At 54.2% G+C, this 17,473-nt stretch carries 15 protein-coding genes; 14 read left to right on the top strand and 1 reads right to left on the bottom strand.

What is annotated here, in order from left to right:
* Window positions 1-8: 8 nt before the first annotated feature.
* Entirely contained in the window at window positions 9-2,123 is a 2,115-nt protein-coding gene (locus VOI14_RS00075) for a TonB-dependent receptor domain-containing protein (protein ID WP_323749979.1), read from the top strand.
* A gap of 209 nt (window positions 2,124-2,332) precedes the next feature.
* Complete coding sequence (locus VOI14_RS00070) at window positions 2,333-3,088, top strand: ABC transporter substrate-binding protein (RefSeq protein ID WP_323749978.1); 756 nt, start codon at window positions 2,333-2,335, stop codon at window positions 3,086-3,088.
* A 59-nt stretch (window positions 3,089-3,147) separates the two neighbouring features.
* On the opposite strand, the gene VOI14_RS00065 is transcribed toward VOI14_RS00070, so the two are convergent.
* Window positions 3,148-4,968 carry an acyl-CoA dehydrogenase C-terminal domain-containing protein gene (locus VOI14_RS00065; protein WP_323749977.1) on the bottom strand — a complete coding sequence of 607 codons (1,821 nt, stop codon included), beginning with the start codon at window positions 4,966-4,968 and terminating at the stop codon, window positions 3,148-3,150.
* Window positions 4,969-5,251: 283 nt separating this feature from the next.
* On the opposite strand from VOI14_RS00065, the gene VOI14_RS00060 reads away from it, so the two are divergent.
* The 12 genes from VOI14_RS00060 to VOI14_RS00005 form a co-directional block, all read left to right on the top strand.
* Entirely contained in the window at window positions 5,252-5,776 is a 525-nt protein-coding gene (locus tag VOI14_RS00060; protein ID WP_323750354.1) for a DUF3833 domain-containing protein, read from the top strand.
* A 20-nt stretch (window positions 5,777-5,796) separates the two neighbouring features.
* Window positions 5,797-6,888 carry an efflux RND transporter periplasmic adaptor subunit gene (locus VOI14_RS00055; RefSeq protein ID WP_323749976.1) on the top strand — a complete coding sequence of 364 codons (1,092 nt, stop codon included), beginning with the start codon at window positions 5,797-5,799 and terminating at the stop codon, window positions 6,886-6,888.
* Window positions 6,889-6,891: 3 nt separating this feature from the next.
* On the top strand, window positions 6,892-10,008 hold the full coding sequence (locus tag VOI14_RS00050; RefSeq protein WP_323749975.1) for an efflux RND transporter permease subunit: 3,117 nt from the start codon (window positions 6,892-6,894) through the stop codon (window positions 10,006-10,008).
* A 393-nt stretch (window positions 10,009-10,401) separates the two neighbouring features.
* Complete coding sequence (gene mnmG / locus VOI14_RS00045) at window positions 10,402-12,288, top strand: tRNA uridine-5-carboxymethylaminomethyl(34) synthesis enzyme MnmG (RefSeq protein WP_323749974.1); 1,887 nt, start codon at window positions 10,402-10,404, stop codon at window positions 12,286-12,288.
* Between the two features lie 9 nt (window positions 12,289-12,297).
* Window positions 12,298-12,942, top strand: a complete 645-nt coding sequence (gene rsmG / locus VOI14_RS00040; RefSeq protein WP_323749973.1) for a 16S rRNA (guanine(527)-N(7))-methyltransferase RsmG — start codon at window positions 12,298-12,300, stop codon at window positions 12,940-12,942.
* A gap of 23 nt (window positions 12,943-12,965) precedes the next feature.
* The gene (locus tag VOI14_RS00035; protein ID WP_323749972.1) at window positions 12,966-13,760 is read left to right on the top strand and encodes an AAA family ATPase; all 795 of its coding nucleotides are present in this window, start codon (window positions 12,966-12,968) and stop codon (window positions 13,758-13,760) included.
* 60 nt (window positions 13,761-13,820) lie between these two features.
* Window positions 13,821-14,702 carry a ParB/RepB/Spo0J family partition protein gene (locus tag VOI14_RS00030; RefSeq protein WP_323749971.1) on the top strand — a complete coding sequence of 294 codons (882 nt, stop codon included), beginning with the start codon at window positions 13,821-13,823 and terminating at the stop codon, window positions 14,700-14,702.
* Between the two features lie 200 nt (window positions 14,703-14,902).
* Window positions 14,903-15,310, top strand: a complete 408-nt coding sequence (locus VOI14_RS00025) for an ATP synthase subunit I (protein WP_323749970.1) — start codon at window positions 14,903-14,905, stop codon at window positions 15,308-15,310.
* A gap of 15 nt (window positions 15,311-15,325) precedes the next feature.
* Window positions 15,326-16,180 (top strand): F0F1 ATP synthase subunit A, encoded by an 855-nt coding sequence (atpB, locus tag VOI14_RS00020; RefSeq protein WP_323749969.1) that lies wholly within the window; start codon window positions 15,326-15,328, stop codon window positions 16,178-16,180.
* A gap of 54 nt (window positions 16,181-16,234) precedes the next feature.
* On the top strand, window positions 16,235-16,462 hold the full coding sequence (atpE, locus tag VOI14_RS00015; RefSeq protein ID WP_014423137.1) for a F0F1 ATP synthase subunit C: 228 nt from the start codon (window positions 16,235-16,237) through the stop codon (window positions 16,460-16,462).
* A gap of 88 nt (window positions 16,463-16,550) precedes the next feature.
* Window positions 16,551-17,021: a F0F1 ATP synthase subunit B gene (locus VOI14_RS00010; protein WP_199005563.1), complete on the top strand. Its 471-nt coding sequence runs from the start codon at window positions 16,551-16,553 to the stop codon at window positions 17,019-17,021.
* Between the two features lie 12 nt (window positions 17,022-17,033).
* On the top strand, window positions 17,034-17,473 hold a 440-nt coding region (locus VOI14_RS00005), incomplete at its 3' end, for a F0F1 ATP synthase subunit delta (protein WP_323749968.1).

Below are 17,473 nucleotides of genomic sequence, written 5' to 3'. Positions count from 1 at the left end.
AGTGGCTCATGCAGTTCAGGACTTCCATTCTCTCGACAGCGGTTGCTGTGTTGTCTTCCGGTCTCGCATTACAGGTTTCAGCGCAGCCAGTCGAGCTGGATGAAATTGTGGTATCAGCCTCAGGTTTTGAACAGAGCCAGTCGGCGGCGCCAGCCAGCATCACCGTGATTAACCATGAAGAGATTCGCAATAAACAAGCGTTCAGTCTGACCGATATTCTCGACGATGTTGAAGGCGTGGATGTCAGCGGATCGGCAGGTAAAACGGGTGGTTTTGACATCCGCATGCGCGGAATGCCTGCCGAATACACACTGATCTTGATTGATGGTCGTCGGCAGAATACCGCGGGCGACGTGACCCCGAACGGCTTCGGACAAACCGCCACCAGTTTCCTGCCCCCTCCAGCCGCCATCGAGCGCATTGAGGTTGTGCGAGGTCCCATGTCTACGCTTTATGGCTCGGATGCGATGGGTGGGGTAATCAACATCATAACCCGTAAGGTCAGTCCGGAGTGGAGCACATCTCTGACCGCGGAAACCACGCTGAACCAAGACCAAGATTTTGGTGATAGCCGAGTCTACAGTGCGTATACCACAGGTCCCCTTGTGGATAACTTGCTTGGTCTGCAACTTCGTGGTCGCTGGTTTGAGCGGGATGAGTCTGAACTGGAATTTTTGGATCTCAATGGCGATCCGATTGAAGTCAGCACTCGTGGCCCCAGCCCTGTCGAGTCTGACCAATACACCGTGGGCGGCCGATTCACGGTAACGCCGGGCGAGACCAATGAGTTCTGGCTGGATATCGAAACCAGCAAGCAGGACTACGACAACTCCGAAGGCCAGTTGGGCACGCTTGGGCCTGCGGGTTATGGCCCGGAGTTGGAGTTTGATCGCGATCAGTTTGCCGTTGGTCATACCGGTAGGTTCGCGCTCGGCACGCTGGAAACCAGCATCATGAGAACCGTCACCGAAACCGGTGGGCGCGTTATCCCCGACGGGGTACCAGGTAAAGCGCCGGGTTCCCATCGGGAATTGAAAGCTGAGAACCGGGTGATCGACAGCAAGCTGGTGATGCCAGTGGATAATCATGTACTCACCGTAGGCGGCCAATGGTTTGATGCTCGCATGACTGATGGGGTGGCTGAGCAAGAGTTCAAACAAAAAACCAAGGCGCTGTTTGTTGAAGACGAGTGGTTCCTCGCTGATGACCTGGCGCTGACGCTTGGAGGGCGCTACGACCACCATGACTCATTTGGCGGCCAATTCAGCCCGCGGGCTTATCTGGTTTGGAGCTCCACGCCTGAACTGACCATCAAGGGTGGTGTCAGCCGCGGGTATAAAACACCCGGCCTGGAACAGCTGGATCCCGGTGTGGTTGGTTTTACCGGTCAGGGAACCATTCCGTTGTTTGGTAGCCCTGACCTCCAGCCTGAAACATCGACCTCTACAGAAGTCGCTGTGATGTACGAAAAGCCAGCTGGGTACCGTTTCGGTGCAACGGTTTTTTACAACGAGTTTACGGACAAAATTGCGGAGGGTCCGGATCTGTTGAATTGCAGTTATGCACAGGACCCGAATCGGCCTGGCTGTGTGGATAAAGGCAACTGGCCATTGGCGGACGTATTTGGCCAAGATAAGAATATTGATGAAGCCATTACTCGGGGGGTGGAACTGCACGGCTCTGTGCCCTTTGCGCAGGATTGGCGTTTGGCTGCTAACTACACGTATACCGACAGCGAACAGAAATCCGGAGAGAGTAAGGGCGAGCCGCTTACCGATACTCCGGAGCATATGGCCAATGTCGAGTTGCGTTGGGCACCCTCTGCGCGCTGGTCTGCTTACCTGAAAGCCCAGTATGAGAGTGAGCGCTATCGTGCCAGAGAACGGGTTCGCGGAGCGCCTTCCTACGCGGATCTTGGGGACTTCAAGGCGGTCACTTTGGTGCACATGGGCGGCAAACTTCAGGCAACAGAGAACCTTGGGTTGAGCGCCACTATCTACAACCTGCTGGATGAAGATTTCATTGAGTATCAGGCATACGAAAACGGCGCCAGTTATGGAAACCGTTACGCAAACTCTGAAGAAGGGCGGCGCCTGTGGATATCTGCAAACTTAACGTTCTAACGCGACTGTGTTAATGGATCTGTCGCTTTAAGGTACGACCGGTCGCTGTACCGGTCGCATTTTTTCTTAAAACAGCTTCCTTACGAAAACTAACAGTTTATTACTAAAAATTTGGTCTCAATTCGGTACTCTTCATTAATCTAACTTTCTATATTCGTTCAATTTTTCTGAGATCGGTAGACGGTTATCAATGATAAAGGAGAGTATTCGTGCGTAAATTGGGTCGATTTATAGCGTTGGCGGGCGTTCTGGCATTGGGCGCAGGAGCCGCCTCCGTGTCTGCTTCCGACAAGCTCTACATCTATACCGAGAACTTCCCTCCGTACAATATGAGTGCTACCGGTCGCGCTTTTGAGCATAACGGTAACGAAATAGACGGCATTTGTTCCGAAATGGTTAAAGCGATTCTGGAGAACTCCGGCCTGGACTATGTCATCAAGTTGCGAAACTGGGACTACGGTTACAAGCGAGCCTTACAAAAACCAAATCACGGCATCTTTTGCACAACATACACGGACGAGCGCGCGCCGAACTTCAAATGGGTAGGACCGTTGACGCAAAACCTGTGGACAATTTTTGCAGCCGGTGGAACCAACCTGAAAATCGACAAGTTGGAAGATACTAGAGGCATGTTGTACGGGGGTTACCGCAACGACGTGATGACCAACTATCTGTTGGATCGCGGTTACGAAGTCTCGGCGATGGAAAGTGATGACATCAATCCCAAGCGTCTGGAACTGGGGCAGGTCGATTTGTGGATAGCCGACCGACTGGCCGGGCCATACTTTGCGTCTCAGCAGGATGTGGAGGGGTTGGAGCCGGTATATTCGTTTAACGAGACCGAACTGTATCTCGCGATGAACCCGGGCACGTCTGACGACATCATTCAGAAGCTGCAACAAAGCCTGCAGACCATCAAGGACAACGGCATGTTTCAGGCCATTGAGACCAAATACGGTCTATAAACCTTGGCCCAAAAAAATCCCGGGTAGAGCTGCTACCCGGGATAGAAACTACCGGGGTGTTACCCGGTAAAGGCCAAATCGTCGGCGTCGATCTGCATCAGATTACGCGTCGGGCTCAGCATGCTGGTGGCATGACTTTGAGCACGGGGCAGCAGGCGCTCATAGTAGAACTCGGCAGTGCTGATTTTGGTCTGATAGAAGGCTTCTGACTCTTCGCCACCCTTCTCCAGTTTTTCGGACGCGACCGCGGCCTGGCGCAGCCACATATACGCCATGGAAACGTATCCGCTGTACATCAGGAAGTCGTAAGCCGCTGCGCTGACTACATCGCGGTCTTTGCGAGCAGCAAGCATCACGCGAACCGTCAGCAGGTTCCACTGAGCCGTCAGTTTCAGAAGCTCAACAGCCATCGGGCGTAGCTTACTGTTGGTCAGGTTCTTGCGAGCGAAGTTCGCGACCTTCAGGGTAAATTCACGTACCGCGCCACCTTGGGTCATCAACAACACTTTACGGCCCAGCAGATCCAGCGCCTGAATTCCGGTGGTGCCCTCATACAGAGTGGCGATCCGGGTATCCCGGGCAATCTGTTCCATACCGTGTTCGCGGATGTAGCCGTGGCCACCAAATACCTGCATGCCCAGGTTCGCCGCTTCGTTACCCAGCTCAGTCAGGAAGCCTTTTAGAATTGGCGTCAGGAAGCCGAGTTTGTCGTCGTGTTTCTTGGTTGCTTGCTCGTCTTTGGCGACGTGTGCCTCCACCATGTGGTCGGCGGTCTTGGCTGCGTAGTACAGCATGGCACGACCGCCTTCAGCGATGGCCTTCTGAGTCAGCAACATGCGGCGAACGTCGGCATGGTGGATCAGGCTGTCGGCCACTTGGTCAGGTTCTTTTTTACCAGACAGAGCCCGCATGGAACGACGGTCTTTGGCGTACTCAAGCGCCCACTGATAGGACAGTTCTGCGGGGCCAACGCCCTGGATGGCGGTACCGATACGGGCCGTGTTCATAAAGGTGAACATGCACTCGAGGCCTTCGTTTTCGGGGCCAATCAGGTAACCGGTGGCATCGTCAAAGTTCATCACGCAGGTGGCGGATGCTTTGATGCCCATTTTCTTTTCAAGGCTGCCGCAGGTCACGCCGTTACGCTCACCCACGCCGCCGTCATCTGAGGGCAGGAACTTGGGAACGATGAACAGGCTGATGCCGCGGGTGCCTTTCGGGGCGCCTGGCAAGCGAGCCAGAACGATGTGAACTATGTTTTCGGTCAGGTCGTGGTCACCGGAAGAAATGAAGATCTTGGTGCCGGTTAGTTTGTAGGTGCCGTCTTTCTGAGGCTCAGCTTTGGTTTTCACCTGGCCAAGGTCCGTGCCGCACTGCGGCTCGGTCAAACACATGGTGCCGCCCCAACGACCTTCGGTGAGCGGGACCAGATAGGTTTGCTTCTGATCATCGCTGCCGTGCAGGAAAATGGTATTCATCGCACCCAGAGACAAGCCCGGGTACATGGCGAATGACCAGTTGGCGGTACCCATCATTTCCTGTTTGAACAAGCCCATGGAGGCGGGCAGCCCCTGACCACCGAATTCTTCGGGGGCAGACAGTCCCTGCCAGCCGCCCATGACGTACTGGTTATAGGCTTCTTTGAAACCTTTGGGTGTGGAAACTTCACCGTTTTCCAGCTTACAACCTTCTTCGTCACCCACCTGATACAAGGGGCTGAGTTCTTCTTCGCAGAATCGGCCGCACTCATTCAGGATAGCTTCAACGATGTCCGGAGTGGCATTCTCGCCAGAATTCAGGCCAGCGTAATGACGTGGATAGTCGAACACGTCGTTCATTAAAAACTTCATATCCCGCAGGGGTGCTTTGTACTGAGGCATAACCAATCCTTCTCGTGTGCATTTGAGGGCTCGACACCCTGATGCTTTTAGTTTTACGGCATTCACCGGAGGCTGCCATTGACGAAAACCCCCGTGACTACTGTCAGTTTGGACAATTGGCTGAAATGACGCTCAGGCGTTCAATCTGATCGGACAGACAATTACGCACGTAAATCTGTGGGTTATTAATTCGTTATCTGGTGATGGGAGTGTAAAAGTTATGCAAAATCGCTTTGTTTCTCGAAAGGCCCGTAGATTGGGGCCGCAGGGCCTTATACTGTTCATGGTGCTGGCGCTTTGGGGATGTGCCGGGCCGTCTCTGGAGGATTACCAGGGCGCTGAACCCGCGCTGATCCCTCATGAGTTTTTTAACGGCGAACTTTCAGCCCGAGGTGTGGTCAAGAACTTCTCCGGTGCGGTGATTCGTACGTTTGATGCCGATATAGTGGCTACCTGGGAGGCCGATGGCACCGGTACTCTGGATGAAGTGTTTCGATTTAACGATGGCGAGATCCAGACTCGGGTCTGGACACTGACACCGGCCAGCAACAGCTATCATGCCGAAGCGGGCGACGTAGTAGAGCCCGGCACCATGCGCTGGCAGGGAAACGCCATACATATGAACTATCTGCTCAGAGTCGATTACGGTGACGGCACGATGGATGTGCGGATGGACGATTGGATGTACCTGATTACACCCGATACCCTGATCAACCAAACTCGCATGACGAAGTGGGGTGTTGAGGTGGGTGAAGTGGTTTTGGTCATCCAGAAAAAAGGGGCGGGATCTGACCCGCAAAGCCAATAACGGACAGGTTGTCGAAATTCATGTGGAAGCAGTGGCTGGTAGGGTTGGTGGTAATCGTAGTGGTATTGGTGGGTGCGGGGGTTTACCTGAACCAGCAACCGGTCGCCGATGGGCAGAACAGGCAGGCTAGGGTGACGTCAGTCAACATCGCCACACCCGAAATGCGCGAGATCAGAGACCAGCTCTCTTCGGTCGCCAACCTGCGAGCCGTTGACTCCGTTGAGTTGATGACGGAAGTCAGTGGTCGGGTGGTTGCGTTAAATCTGGAACCCGGCAAGCCGGTTCAACAAGGGGATGTTCTGCTTCGCCTGGATGATCGACAGGCTCGTGCCGATTTGGCCGTGTTAGAGGCGCGGCTTTCTGATGCCCGACGGCAGTATGACAGAGCCAGGAGTTTGCGAGCCAACAACAGCGTATCCCAGTCCCAGGTTGATGAACTGCAAACATCTGTAGCGGTTGCCGTGGCCGAGCGAGAAGCGGCTAAAGTCCGCCTGGAAAACCATCACATAGAGGCACCGTTCGCCGGAGTGGTTGGGCTCTCCGACATCAGTACCGGTGCCTTTCTGCAGGCCGGAACCAGTATTACCACACTGGATTCCACTGGTCAGTTAGAGCTGAATTTTGCCGTACCGGAACGGTTTGTTGGTCAGGTAAAGATTGGCCAGCCTGTGGCAGCCGTGTCACCGGCGTTTCCGGATCAGCAGTTTGAGGGTGAGTTGGTGGAGCTTGCCTCCCGAATCAGCGAACTGAGCCGTACCCTAGCGGTGCGAGCGTTGATTGATAATTCCGAGGGTCTTTTGCGCCCGGGGCAATTCATGTCGGCCTCGCTGACCTTGCAGGAACGGGAAGGTCTGGTATTGCCAGAACAGGCGGTGATGGTGCGTGGTGATGAGAAATATGTGTTCGTTGCCGAAGATGGTCTCGCTCGCCGGGTATCGGTTCAGATTGGACATCGTATGCCGGGGTGGGTGGAAGTGACGCAAGGTGTGAGCATGGAGGATTCCGTGGTGGTCACTGGCCAGGCCCGGTTGAGTTCTGGACAACGCATCCGCGTGGTTGAATCCGACCGCTCTATTCCCGAAAACAGGTTCGAACCTGCTCGGGAGTCCTGATTTATGGTGCTTTCTGATATTTCCATCAAACGCCCGGTGTTTGCCACCGTTCTGAGCCTGTTGATTGTCGTGTTTGGCCTGACGGCTTTGTTTGAATTGCCGGTGCGCGAATACCCGGACATTGATCCGCCGGTGGTCTCGATTTCCACCGACTATACCGGTGCAGCGGCAGAAGTCGTCGACAGCCAGATCACGCAGGTGATCGAAGGAAGTATCAGTGGTGTTGAGGGTATTCGGTCGATTGAGTCTTCCACCGAGCAAGGCGAGTCCAGAACCACCATTGAATTCAACACCTCCCGTGATATCGAAGTGGCCGCGAATGATGTGCGCGACGCAGTGTCCCGGGTGCTGAACCGGTTGCCGGACGAAGCCGATCCGCCCGTGGTCCGTAAGGCCGATTCCGACGCACGGCCGATGATGTGGGTCACCCTCACCAGTGAGGTTTGGGACAGCGCTGAACTCAGTGATTTTGCCGATCGGGTCTTGAGCGACCGCTTGTCTGTGCTCGATGGGGTCGCTGATGTGAGCATCGGAGGCGAGCGCCGTTACGCCATTCGGGTCTGGCTGGATCGGGATAAACTGGCGGCTCGGAATATCTCGGTGGCAGAAGTCGAGCAAGCCCTGCGCGCCAATAATGTGGAGTTACCGGCCGGTTCGGTGGAATCGTCTACCCGGAACTTCACAGTGCGCGCACAAGGGCGCTTATCCTCCGTCGAAGAATTCCGAAATCTGGTGGTCCGCCGGGATGGCAATGACTTATTGCGCCTGGGAGAAGTCGCCAACGTGCAATTGGGCGTGGAATCTGATGTTAGCCGGCTTAGAGCCAGTGGTCGCACGGCCATTGGCATGGGCATTATTCGACAGTCGAAAGCCAACACCGTCGCGGTTTCCAATGCCGTGAAAGCGGAACTGGATGTGATTCGGGAAACCCTGCCGCCGGAGGTCTCGATTGCCGAAAGCTATGACGAATCCATCTTTATCCGGGCCTCCATCAAGGAAGTTCTGATCACTTTGGCGATCTCTGTGTCGCTGGTTATTCTGGTAATCTTCCTGTTCCTGCGTTCCTGGCGGGCCACTTTGATACCCGCAGTGACGATCCCTGTGGCGGTAATCGGGGCATTTATTGGCTTGGGTTTGCTCGGCTTCTCCATCAACGTACTGACGCTGTTGGCGGTAATTCTGGCAATCGGGCTGGTGGTGGACGATGCCATCGTGATGCTGGAAAACATTCAGCGCCGCATTGATGAAGGTGAACCCCCTTTGCTGGCAGCCTATCGGGGCGCCAAGCAGGTCGCTTTTGCCGTAATTGCCACCACTTTGACCTTGGTGGCGGTGTTTGTGCCGATTTCGTTTATGGGCGGTAACATCGGGCGTCTGTTTGCGGAGTTTGGATTCACCCTTGCAGCGGCCGTGATTGTCTCCAGCCTGGTGGCACTTACGTTAGCGCCGATGCTGTGTTCGAAATGGCTCAGACACAGTCCGGAAACAGTGGAAGGCCACCGGCTGTGGGCATTCAGTGAAAAAGTGCTCAATGGCCTGAGCCATGGTTATGAGAAAGCTCTGCGCTTTGCCTTGAATCAATCCGGTTTGCTGCTGGGTATTGGTGTGGCCGGAATAGTGATCGCTGGCGTGATATACCCGAATTTGCCGCAAGAGCTGGCGCCTACCGAAGATCGCGGTGTGATCATCATGCCGGTCGGGGCGCCGCGAGGGTCCACCGTAGAGTTCACCAATCACTTTGTACAACAGGCCGAGCAGGAGCTGCTTGAATACCTGGATGAAGGCACCGCCGAGCGATTCTTGTCGATCGTCGGTTTTCGCGGCGAAGAAGACAACGCCTTTATGATCATGGGGTTGGTGCCCTGGGAGCAGCGCACGGTCAAGCAGCAGCAGGTGACCAGCGAAATACGCAAAAAGATTGAGGATATCTCCGGCGTCCGAATTGCAGTGATTAACCCTCCCGGGCTAGGTCAGCGTGGTTTCAGCCAGCCTGTCGAGTTTGTAGTGGCGGGCCCGGATTACGAATCCGTTCAGGCCTGGAGCGATGAAATTGTCGAGCGCGCCAAGGAAAATCCGAATCTACTGAACGTGGATAGCGATTTTGAGCTGACCCGACCTGAATTACAGGTCGAGATCGACCGGGAGCGCGCGGCCGATCTCGATATCACCGTTGAAGACATCGGCCTGACCCTGCAAACCATGCTGGCTTCGCGACAAGTGACCACCTATATGGATCGTGGTCAGGAGTATGATGTCATTGTTCAAGCCGAAGATGCCGATCGTGCGACCCCAGACGATTTGGAGCAGATTTTTCTACGGCCGAGGGCAGGGGGCGAGCTGATTCCCTTGAAAGCCCTGGTGTCTGTGGATGAAATTGGTGCCAACCCGGATCTTAAGCGCATTGACCGGTTACCGGCGGTGGTGATCAGTGCCTCGCTGGCCGACGGCTATGACCTGGGCACCGCGCTCAATGACCTGAACAATCTGGCTGTGGATAACTTGCCACCGGAAGCCCGGTTGTCATTCAAAGGGCTGTCCCGGGAATTTCAGGAATCGTCATCGGCCATTTTTGTCACCTTTGCGCTGGCTTTCGTCATTGTCTTTTTGGTGCTGGCCGCTCAGTTTGAAAGCTGGATTCACCCCCTGATTATTATGTTGTCTGTGCCATTGGCGGTTACCGGGGCATTGGTTGCCTTGGCTTGGTCGGGCATCAGCCTGAACATCTACAGTCAGATCGGCATCATCATGCTGTTAGGGTTGATGGCCAAGAACGGGATTCTCATCGTTGAGTTCGCCAACCAGCTTCGGGACCAGGGGTATGAAGTGCGGGATGCCATTCTGGAAGGCGCGATTCTGCGCTTCAGACCCGTTCTGATGACCACCATCTCCACTGTATTTGGTGCCGTACCTCTGGTGATCGCTACCGGGGCCGGGGCCGAAAGCCGCGCGGCGATTGGTGTGGTGATTCTCGGAGGTCTGATTTTTGCGACCACGCTGACGCTGTTCATCATTCCTGTGCTGTATAACTTGTTGGCCCGATTCGCAAAGTCCTCTAATGCTGTGGAAAAAGAGTTGGAGCGCCTTGCGGGCGGCTCCGTTGACGGTCAGAAGCCGATCTGAGGAAACTCACCAAAGTGGATAAACAGTGGCCCACCCGAATTTGTGGATAACTTATTTGATAAGTTTGGGAAGAGTTTGGGATAAAAATGAATAAGTTGTTGTTTATCAGTTGTTTAAGTTGATTATCGGGGTGTCTTTGGGAGGCGTTTTTCTGTGGATAAAAACTTTAAGAACTTTTAAGAAGCTGTCCGCAAGCTTATGAAAAGTAGCGGTTTTCAAATTTTCCGTAATGCTCAGAAACCTGACTTTGTGTTGTGTTTAAGGGTGGGTGAAGATCGGGTGGTTTGGGATTACACGTAATCTGATCAAAATTTGCACATTCTGACTGCAATTTCTGCGACGAAGCGGTATACTCGCCGCCCTGATTTTATCCCCCGATTCCCGAGGTGTAGTGTGGATTTTCCAACCCGTTTCGATGTCATTGTCATTGGTGGTGGCCATGCCGGTACTGAAGCCGCTTTGGCGGCTGCGCGCATGGGCTCGGCAACTCTGCTGCTGACCCACAACATTGAGACGCTGGGGCAGATGTCGTGCAACCCGGCCATTGGTGGTATTGGTAAAAGCCATCTGGTTAAGGAAATCGATGCGTTGGGCGGCGCCATGGCGAGAGCCACCGATCAATCCGGTATCCAGTTCCGGGTTTTGAATGCCCGCAAAGGCCCAGCGGTTCGTGCAACACGCGCCCAGGCTGACCGGATTCTTTACAAAGCGGCGATTCGCCACACCTTGGAAAATCAGCCCAACCTCACGCTGTTCCAGCAAGCCGCCGATGATTTGATTGTGGAAAACGATCAGGTGGTAGGCGTGGTCACCCAGACCGGTATCCGTTTCAATGCGAAAACCGTGGTACTCACCACGGGCACCTTCCTGGGCGGAGTTATCCACATCGGCATGCAGAACCATGCCGGTGGTCGTGCGGGCGATGCGCCCGCCAATGCGCTGGCGAAGCGTTTACGAGAGCTGCCTTTTAACGTGGGCCGACTGAAAACCGGTACACCGCCACGTATTGATGCCCGCACCGTAGATTTCTCGGTGATGCAGAAGCAGTGGGGTGACACCCCGACACCGGTGATGTCGTTCATTGGCAGTCGCGATGAGCACCCGGAGCAGATCTGCTGCTACGTGACCCGGACCACTGAAGAAACCCACGACATTATTCGCAGCGGCTTCGACCGCTCGCCCATGTTTGCCGGAAGCATCGAAGGTGTCGGACCGCGCTATTGTCCGTCTATCGAAGACAAGGTGAATCGTTTCGCGGACAAAGATTCACACCAGATCTTCGTTGAGCCGGAAGGCCTGACCACGAATGAGCTCTACCCGAACGGCATTTCCACCAGTCTGCCATTCGATATTCAGCTCAAAGCCGTGCAATCCATTCCCGGTTTTGAAAACGCCCATATCCTGCGCCCGGGCTATGCCATCGAGTACGATTACCTGAACCCGCAGGATTTGCGCCACACGCTGGAGACCAAGTTTATCCAGGGCCTGTACTTTGCCGGTCAGATCAACGGCACTACCGGTTACGAAGAAGCCGGTGCGCAAGGCTTGCTGGCGGGTATCAATGCCGCGTTGCGCGCTCAGGACAAAGACGAGTGGTATCCGCGCCGGGATGAGGCGTATCTGGGTGTTCTGGTTGATGACTTGATCACCATGGGTACCAGTGAGCCCTACCGGATGTTCACCAGCCGTGCTGAATATCGCTTGATCCTGCGTGAAGACAACGCCGATCTGCGTTTGACCGAAACCGGCCGCAAGCTGGGTCTGGTTGATGATGAGCGCTGGCAGAAGTTTTGTGTAAAGAGCGAAGCCATCGTTAATGAGCGCCGCCGTCTGGAAGAAACCCGCATTCACCCCAACACCGAGGCCGGTGAACGCGCCAACGGTTTCCTCAAGCAGCCGATGACCCGAGACCAGTCTCTCGCAGAATTGCTGCGTCGCCCGGAAATTGTTTACCAGCACATTGCCGACATTGGCGATGATTGTGCGGAAGATCCGGTCGTGGCCGAGCAGGTGGAAATCGAAGTTAAATACGAAGGCTACATTTCCCGTCAGGCGGACGAGATCGAGCGCTTGCGTAAAAACGAGAACACCCGGCTGCCGGTGGATCTGGATTATGAGGTGATCGGCGGTTTATCCAATGAAATTAAGCAAAAGCTGCAGGAAGTGCGCCCGGAAACGGTCGCTCAGGCATCCCGTATCCAAGGGGTTACCCCCGCCGCCATTAGCCAGATTCTGGTTCACCTGAAAAAGCGGGACCTTCTCCGCAAGCAAAGCGCCTGATCCAAACCTATGACTTATCCACAATGGCAGAGCCAGCTCCAAGATGGGCTGGCTGAGATGAAGGTTTCCTTGAGTGATGGCCAGCAACAGCAGTTGCTGGCTTTTCTCGCTCTACTGAACAAATGGAACAAGGCCTACAACCTCACCGCAGTCCGCGATGAACGGGTCATGGTGTCGCGCCAGTTACTGGACAGCCTGAGCATCATGTCTTGGGTAACGACTGATCACCTGCTCGACGTAGGCGCCGGTGGCGGCATGCCCGGCATCCCCCTGGCCATTGTGTTCCCAGATAAACGTTTTACGCTTCTGGACAGCAACGGCAAGAAAACCCGGTTCCTTAACCAGTGCGTATTGGAATTGGGCTTGCAGAACGTAGAAGTTATCCACGGACGTGCTGAAGATTGCCAGCCTGAGCAGCTATTTCGTCAGATCAGTAGCCGGGCGTTTACCGCGCTGGAGAATCTGGTGAGCTGGTGTGAACAACTTTTGGCAGAAGACGGCGAGTTCCTTGCCATGAAAGGTCAGTATCCGGATGATGAAGTAGCTGCCCTTCCAAGCAGTTGGCAGGTAGAATCCAACCATTCTCTGAAGGTCCCCGGTGCCGATGGTGAGCGGCACTTGTTGGTCGTGACCAGACACCCATCATCCCGGTAACCCGCAATAGCAGGAGGCGAATCATGACGCGCGTGATTGCAGTGACCAATCAAAAAGGCGGTGTGGGCAAAACCACCACCTGCGTCAACCTTGCTGCATCGCTGGTTGCGATCAAACGCCGGGTTTTGCTGGTCGATATGGACCCGCAGGGCAATGCCACCATGGGCAGTGGTGTGGATAAAAACACACTTGAGCTGTCTGGCTACGATTTGCTGACCAAACGTGCGACAGCTGAAGAAGTCATGGTAAAAACCGACCCGGCCGGTTTCGACTTGTTGCCGGGTAATGGTGACCTGACGGCCGCCGAGGTTGAGCTGATGAACGAAATTGGTCGTGAGCACCGGTTACGGTTGGCCTTGAGCGATGTTCGCGATAATTACGATTACATCCTGATCGACTGCCCACCTTCATTAAACTTGTTAACGGTGAACTCGCTGTCTGCGGCCGATTCCGTATTGATCCCCATGCAGTGTGAGTACTATGCCTTGGAAGGTTTGGCGGCCTTGATGAACACCGTGGAGCAAATCAAGGAAACCGTGAATCCCCAGCTGGAAATGGAAGGCATCCTGCGTACCATGTACGATCCGCGTAACAGTCTGACGCTCGATGTTTCCGGTCAGTTGCGCGAGTATTTCGGCGACAAAGTGTATCGAGCGGTGATTCCCCGTAACGTACGCCTGGCCGAAGCGCCCAGCTACGGCATGCCGGCGCTGAATTACGATAAGGCTTCCAAGGGCGCCATTGCTTATCTGGCTATGGCCGGTGAGATGGTCCGTCGTCACGGAACAAAAAAGACATCCAGCGCCGTTGCGGTGTAACATAGTTTGCCGTCAGGCAACCATGCATCCATTATTTCACTAGGAAGAATGACAACTACCATGGCGGCGAAGAAGCGAGGCTTGGGCGAACGTGGTTTAGGGGCCCTGTTGCAGGGTTCCAAAGTGAACCTCAATCAGAGCAGCGAAAGCACAACGCGCGACGGCGAGATGCAGGACATTCCTGTTGATCTCATTCAGCGTGGGCGGTATCAACCCCGCCGCGATATGGATCCTGCCGCGTTGCAAGAGCTGTCTGACTCTATTCGCCAGCAGGGTGTTATGCAGCCGGTTGTTGTGCGCGCCATTGACGATGGTCGCTATGAGCTGATTGCCGGCGAACGCCGTTGGCGTGCCACCCAGCTGGCCGAGCTGGACAGCATCCCCGCCATAATTCGCGAAGTGCCGGATGAAGCCGCCATTGCCATGGCGCTGATTGAAAACATCCAGCGTGAAAACCTGAACCCTATTGAAGAAGCCTTTGCCCTTCAGCGGTTGCAAGACGAGTTTGGCCTTACCCAGGCACAAGTCGCCGAAGCTGTGGGTAAGTCCCGCACCACCATAACCAACCTTTTGCGTTTAATCGGGCTAACCGAAGACGTACGTACCATGTTGGAACACGGCGATCTGGAAATGGGCCATGGCCGAGCCATGCTGACCCTTCCGCCCGAGCAGCAAATGCAGGTGGCCCGGCAAGTCGTCGCCAAATCCCTTTCAGTTCGTCAAACGGAAGCACTGGTTCGCCGGCTACAGCAGGAAACCCCTGCCGCGAAAGACGCTGATAAAAAAGCACTGGATCCGAACATTCGAGCCTTGCAAGACGATCTGTCCGATCGGTTGGGTGCCCGGGTCTCTATTGCTCATGGCAAGCGCGGCAAGGGCAAGCTTGTGATTGAGTACACATCGCTGGATGAGCTCGACGGGATTTTAGGCCATATTCGCTAACTCGAATAAATTTAGCAAAATCATCCTAAAGGCCTAGTTTCGATAATAAACACCAGATGTGGTTGCACATTAGGTTGCAGACCACAACTTGTGTGATGCTGAAACGTTGAACGGCTCGATTTGATCAAAAAACACCCTGATTTTCCGTTCGACTCAGTTGAACACCTATCGGTTAACACATATAATTCCGCGCGCTTGGAATGACAGTAGGTGATATGACCCGTTTTAGGAAAGCCATCACGTACGTGCCGCTGGCAAAGTGGCTCACCATAGAGGTGGCGATACTCATCATTCTTAGCCTGTTATGGTTAACAGAAAGTCGTTTGGCCGGTTATTCCGCGTTTACTGGCGGTCTTATTTTTGTCATACCAAACGCGTACTTTGCTCATCGGACCTTTCGGTACCAGGGCGCCCGCCAAATTGATGTGGCGGTAGGTAATATGTTCAGGGCTGAGAGCATCAAGCTCGCCCTAACCGCAATTTTTTTTGCGGCCGTTTTCACTTTAATGGAGCCAGTACATGTACCGGCTCTGTTATTCACTTTTGCTGTGATGGTTGTGTTGGGTACGGCTTTACGCTGGCTCATCCGGCCGCAACCACAGCGATGACTGGACGAGAGCAGTATGGCAGCTGATACCCCAGTAGAGTATATAAAACACCACCTAACCAACCTTACCTATGGCAAGCTTCCGGCTGGCTATGAGCGGGCTGACGGCAGTGTCGTGCAAGAGACCAGTTGGTCATTTGCAAGCACCGCGCAGGAAGCCGCCGACATGGGTTTCATGGCGATTCACGTGGATACCATGGGTTGGTCCCTCGCAATGGGCCTTCTATTTTTGGGTTTGTTCCGTTTTGCCGCTTCTCGGGTAACCGAAGGTGTGCCGAGCGGTCTGCAAAACCTGGTAGAGGTGTGCTTCGAGTTTATCCAGGGTCTTGTGCGTGACGTCTTCCACGGCAAAAACCCTCTGATTGCGCCGCTGGCGCTGACGATTTTCGTCTGGATCTTCCTGATGAACGTCCTGAAGCTGATTCCTGTGGATTTCATTCCGTACGTGGCCCACGCCATGGGCTTGGAATTCTTCAAGATCGTGCCGACCACCGATCCGAACGCGACATTTGGTTTGTCGCTGGGCGTGTTCCTGCTCATCTTGTTCTACAGCTTCAAGGTCAAAGGCGTGAGTGGCTTCACCAAGGAACTGGCCTTTAATCCGTTCAACCATTGGTCTATGGTTCCGGTCAACCTGATGCTTGAAATTTTGGCTCTGATCATCAAGCCAATCAGTCTGGCACTGCGTCTGTTCGGTAACATGTACGCCGGTGAAGTTGTATTTATCCTGATCGCTTTGTTGCCGTTGTGGGCCCAGTGGACACTGAACGTACCTTGGGCTATTTTCCACATTCTGGTTATCCCGCTTCAGGCCTTTATTTTTACTGTGCTTACTGTGGTTTACCTCAGTGCAGCGCACGAAGATCACTGATTTACCCTTAAATAAACAAACCCTTAACTATCTGAAAAAACTGAGGAGTTCTCAATGGAAATGGTATTTATCGCAGCTGCGTTGATCATCGGTCTGGGTGCTTTGGGCGCCGGTATCGGTTTCGGTCTGCTGGGCGGCAAACTGCTCGAGTCTACTGCTCGTCAGCCAGAAATGGCTAACCAGCTGCAAACTAAAGCCTTCATCATGGCCGGTCTGCTTGACGCCGTTCCCATGATCGGTGTTGGTATCGCGATGTACCTGATCTTCGTTGTTGCTGGTTAATAAGACCGCGAATTGAGGGCGTTGGTGTGAGTCACCGCGCCCTATTTCCGGAAACCAGGACGCAACGAATAGCAAGAGGTATATTGCCGTGAATATAAACCTTACGTTGATAGGGCAATCAATTGCCTTCGCTATTTTCGTCTGGTTCTGCGTCAAGTATGTATGGCCGCCGATCACGGCAGCCATGGAAGCGCGCCAGAAGAAAATTGCAGACGGCCTTTCCGCCGCAGACCGTGCATCCCTCGATCTTGAGCTTGCTCAAGAGAAAGCGGCCAAGGAACTGCGCACAGCGAAAGAAGAAGCTGCAGCCCTGATTGACCAGGCCAACAAGCGTGCCGCCCAGATCGTCGAAGCCTCCAAGGACGACGCTCGTAAAGAAGGCGAAAAGCTTATTGAACAGGCCAGGGCAGAAATTCAACAGGAGCGTGTTCAGGCTCGCGACGCACTGAGAAATGAAGTAGCAGCTTTGGCTGTTGCCGGTGCCGAGAAGATTCTGGAAACCTCTGTCGACGGCAAAGCTCACAGCGAGATGCTGGAAAAGCTGGCCGCAGAACTCTAATAGAGGGTCATCATGGCAGAACTAACTACGTTAGCCCGACCCTACGCGAAAGCCGTTTTTAAAGCCGCGCAGGACCAGAACGCCGTTGATCAGTGGGATCAGGCTCTGGCTTTCGCAGCTCAGGTTGCGGCTGACCAAGAGGTAGTGAACATCCTGGCCAATCCTGGCCTGTCTGAGCAACGCAAGGCGGAACTCTTCGCAGACTGTTTTGAAGAGCCGCTGCCTGAAGCACTCAGAAACTTCCTGTTGATTCTTGCTGAAAACAAGCGTCTGGCCCTGTTGCCAGAAGTTTCTGTTTTGTTCGCTCTGTATCGAGCAGATCTTGAGCGATCCGTTAAGCTGACAATCGATACCGCATTCGAGCTGTCTGGCGACGAGCAACAGAAACTGATTGACGCATTGTCCAGAAAGCTGGAGCGCAAGGTTGAGCTTGAAACCGCAGTGGATCAGTC

The sequence above is a fragment of the Marinobacter sp. genome, assembly GCF_034669625.1.
GTDB lineage: Bacteria > Pseudomonadota > Gammaproteobacteria > Pseudomonadales > Oleiphilaceae > Marinobacter.
Note: the sequence above shows the minus strand (reverse complement) of the source record. Positions and strands in the feature narration are given on the sequence as shown.

Bases quoted from the DNA above. Each gene is read 5' to 3' on its own strand.
- VOI14_RS00055 (WP_323749976.1), top strand. From the start codon at position 5,797: ATGTGGAAGCAGTGGCTGGTAGGGTTGGTGGTAATCGTAGTGGTATTG.
- VOI14_RS00065 (WP_323749977.1), bottom strand. From the start codon at position 4,968: ATGCCTCAGTACAAAGCACCCCTGCGGGATATGAAGTTTTTAATGAAC.
- atpB (WP_323749969.1), top strand. From the start codon at position 15,326: ATGGCAGCTGATACCCCAGTAGAGTATATAAAACACCACCTAACCAAC.
- VOI14_RS00075 (WP_323749979.1), top strand. From the start codon at position 9: ATGCAGTTCAGGACTTCCATTCTCTCGACAGCGGTTGCTGTGTTGTCT.
- VOI14_RS00035 (WP_323749972.1), top strand. From the start codon at position 12,966: ATGACGCGCGTGATTGCAGTGACCAATCAAAAAGGCGGTGTGGGCAAA.
- VOI14_RS00050 (WP_323749975.1), top strand. From the start codon at position 6,892: ATGGTGCTTTCTGATATTTCCATCAAACGCCCGGTGTTTGCCACCGTT.
- VOI14_RS00025 (WP_323749970.1), top strand. From the start codon at position 14,903: ATGACAGTAGGTGATATGACCCGTTTTAGGAAAGCCATCACGTACGTG.
- VOI14_RS00030 (WP_323749971.1), top strand. From the start codon at position 13,821: ATGGCGGCGAAGAAGCGAGGCTTGGGCGAACGTGGTTTAGGGGCCCTG.
- atpE (WP_014423137.1), top strand. From the start codon at position 16,235: ATGGAAATGGTATTTATCGCAGCTGCGTTGATCATCGGTCTGGGTGCT.
- VOI14_RS00060 (WP_323750354.1), top strand. From the start codon at position 5,252: ATGGTGCTGGCGCTTTGGGGATGTGCCGGGCCGTCTCTGGAGGATTAC.
- rsmG (WP_323749973.1), top strand. From the start codon at position 12,298: ATGACTTATCCACAATGGCAGAGCCAGCTCCAAGATGGGCTGGCTGAG.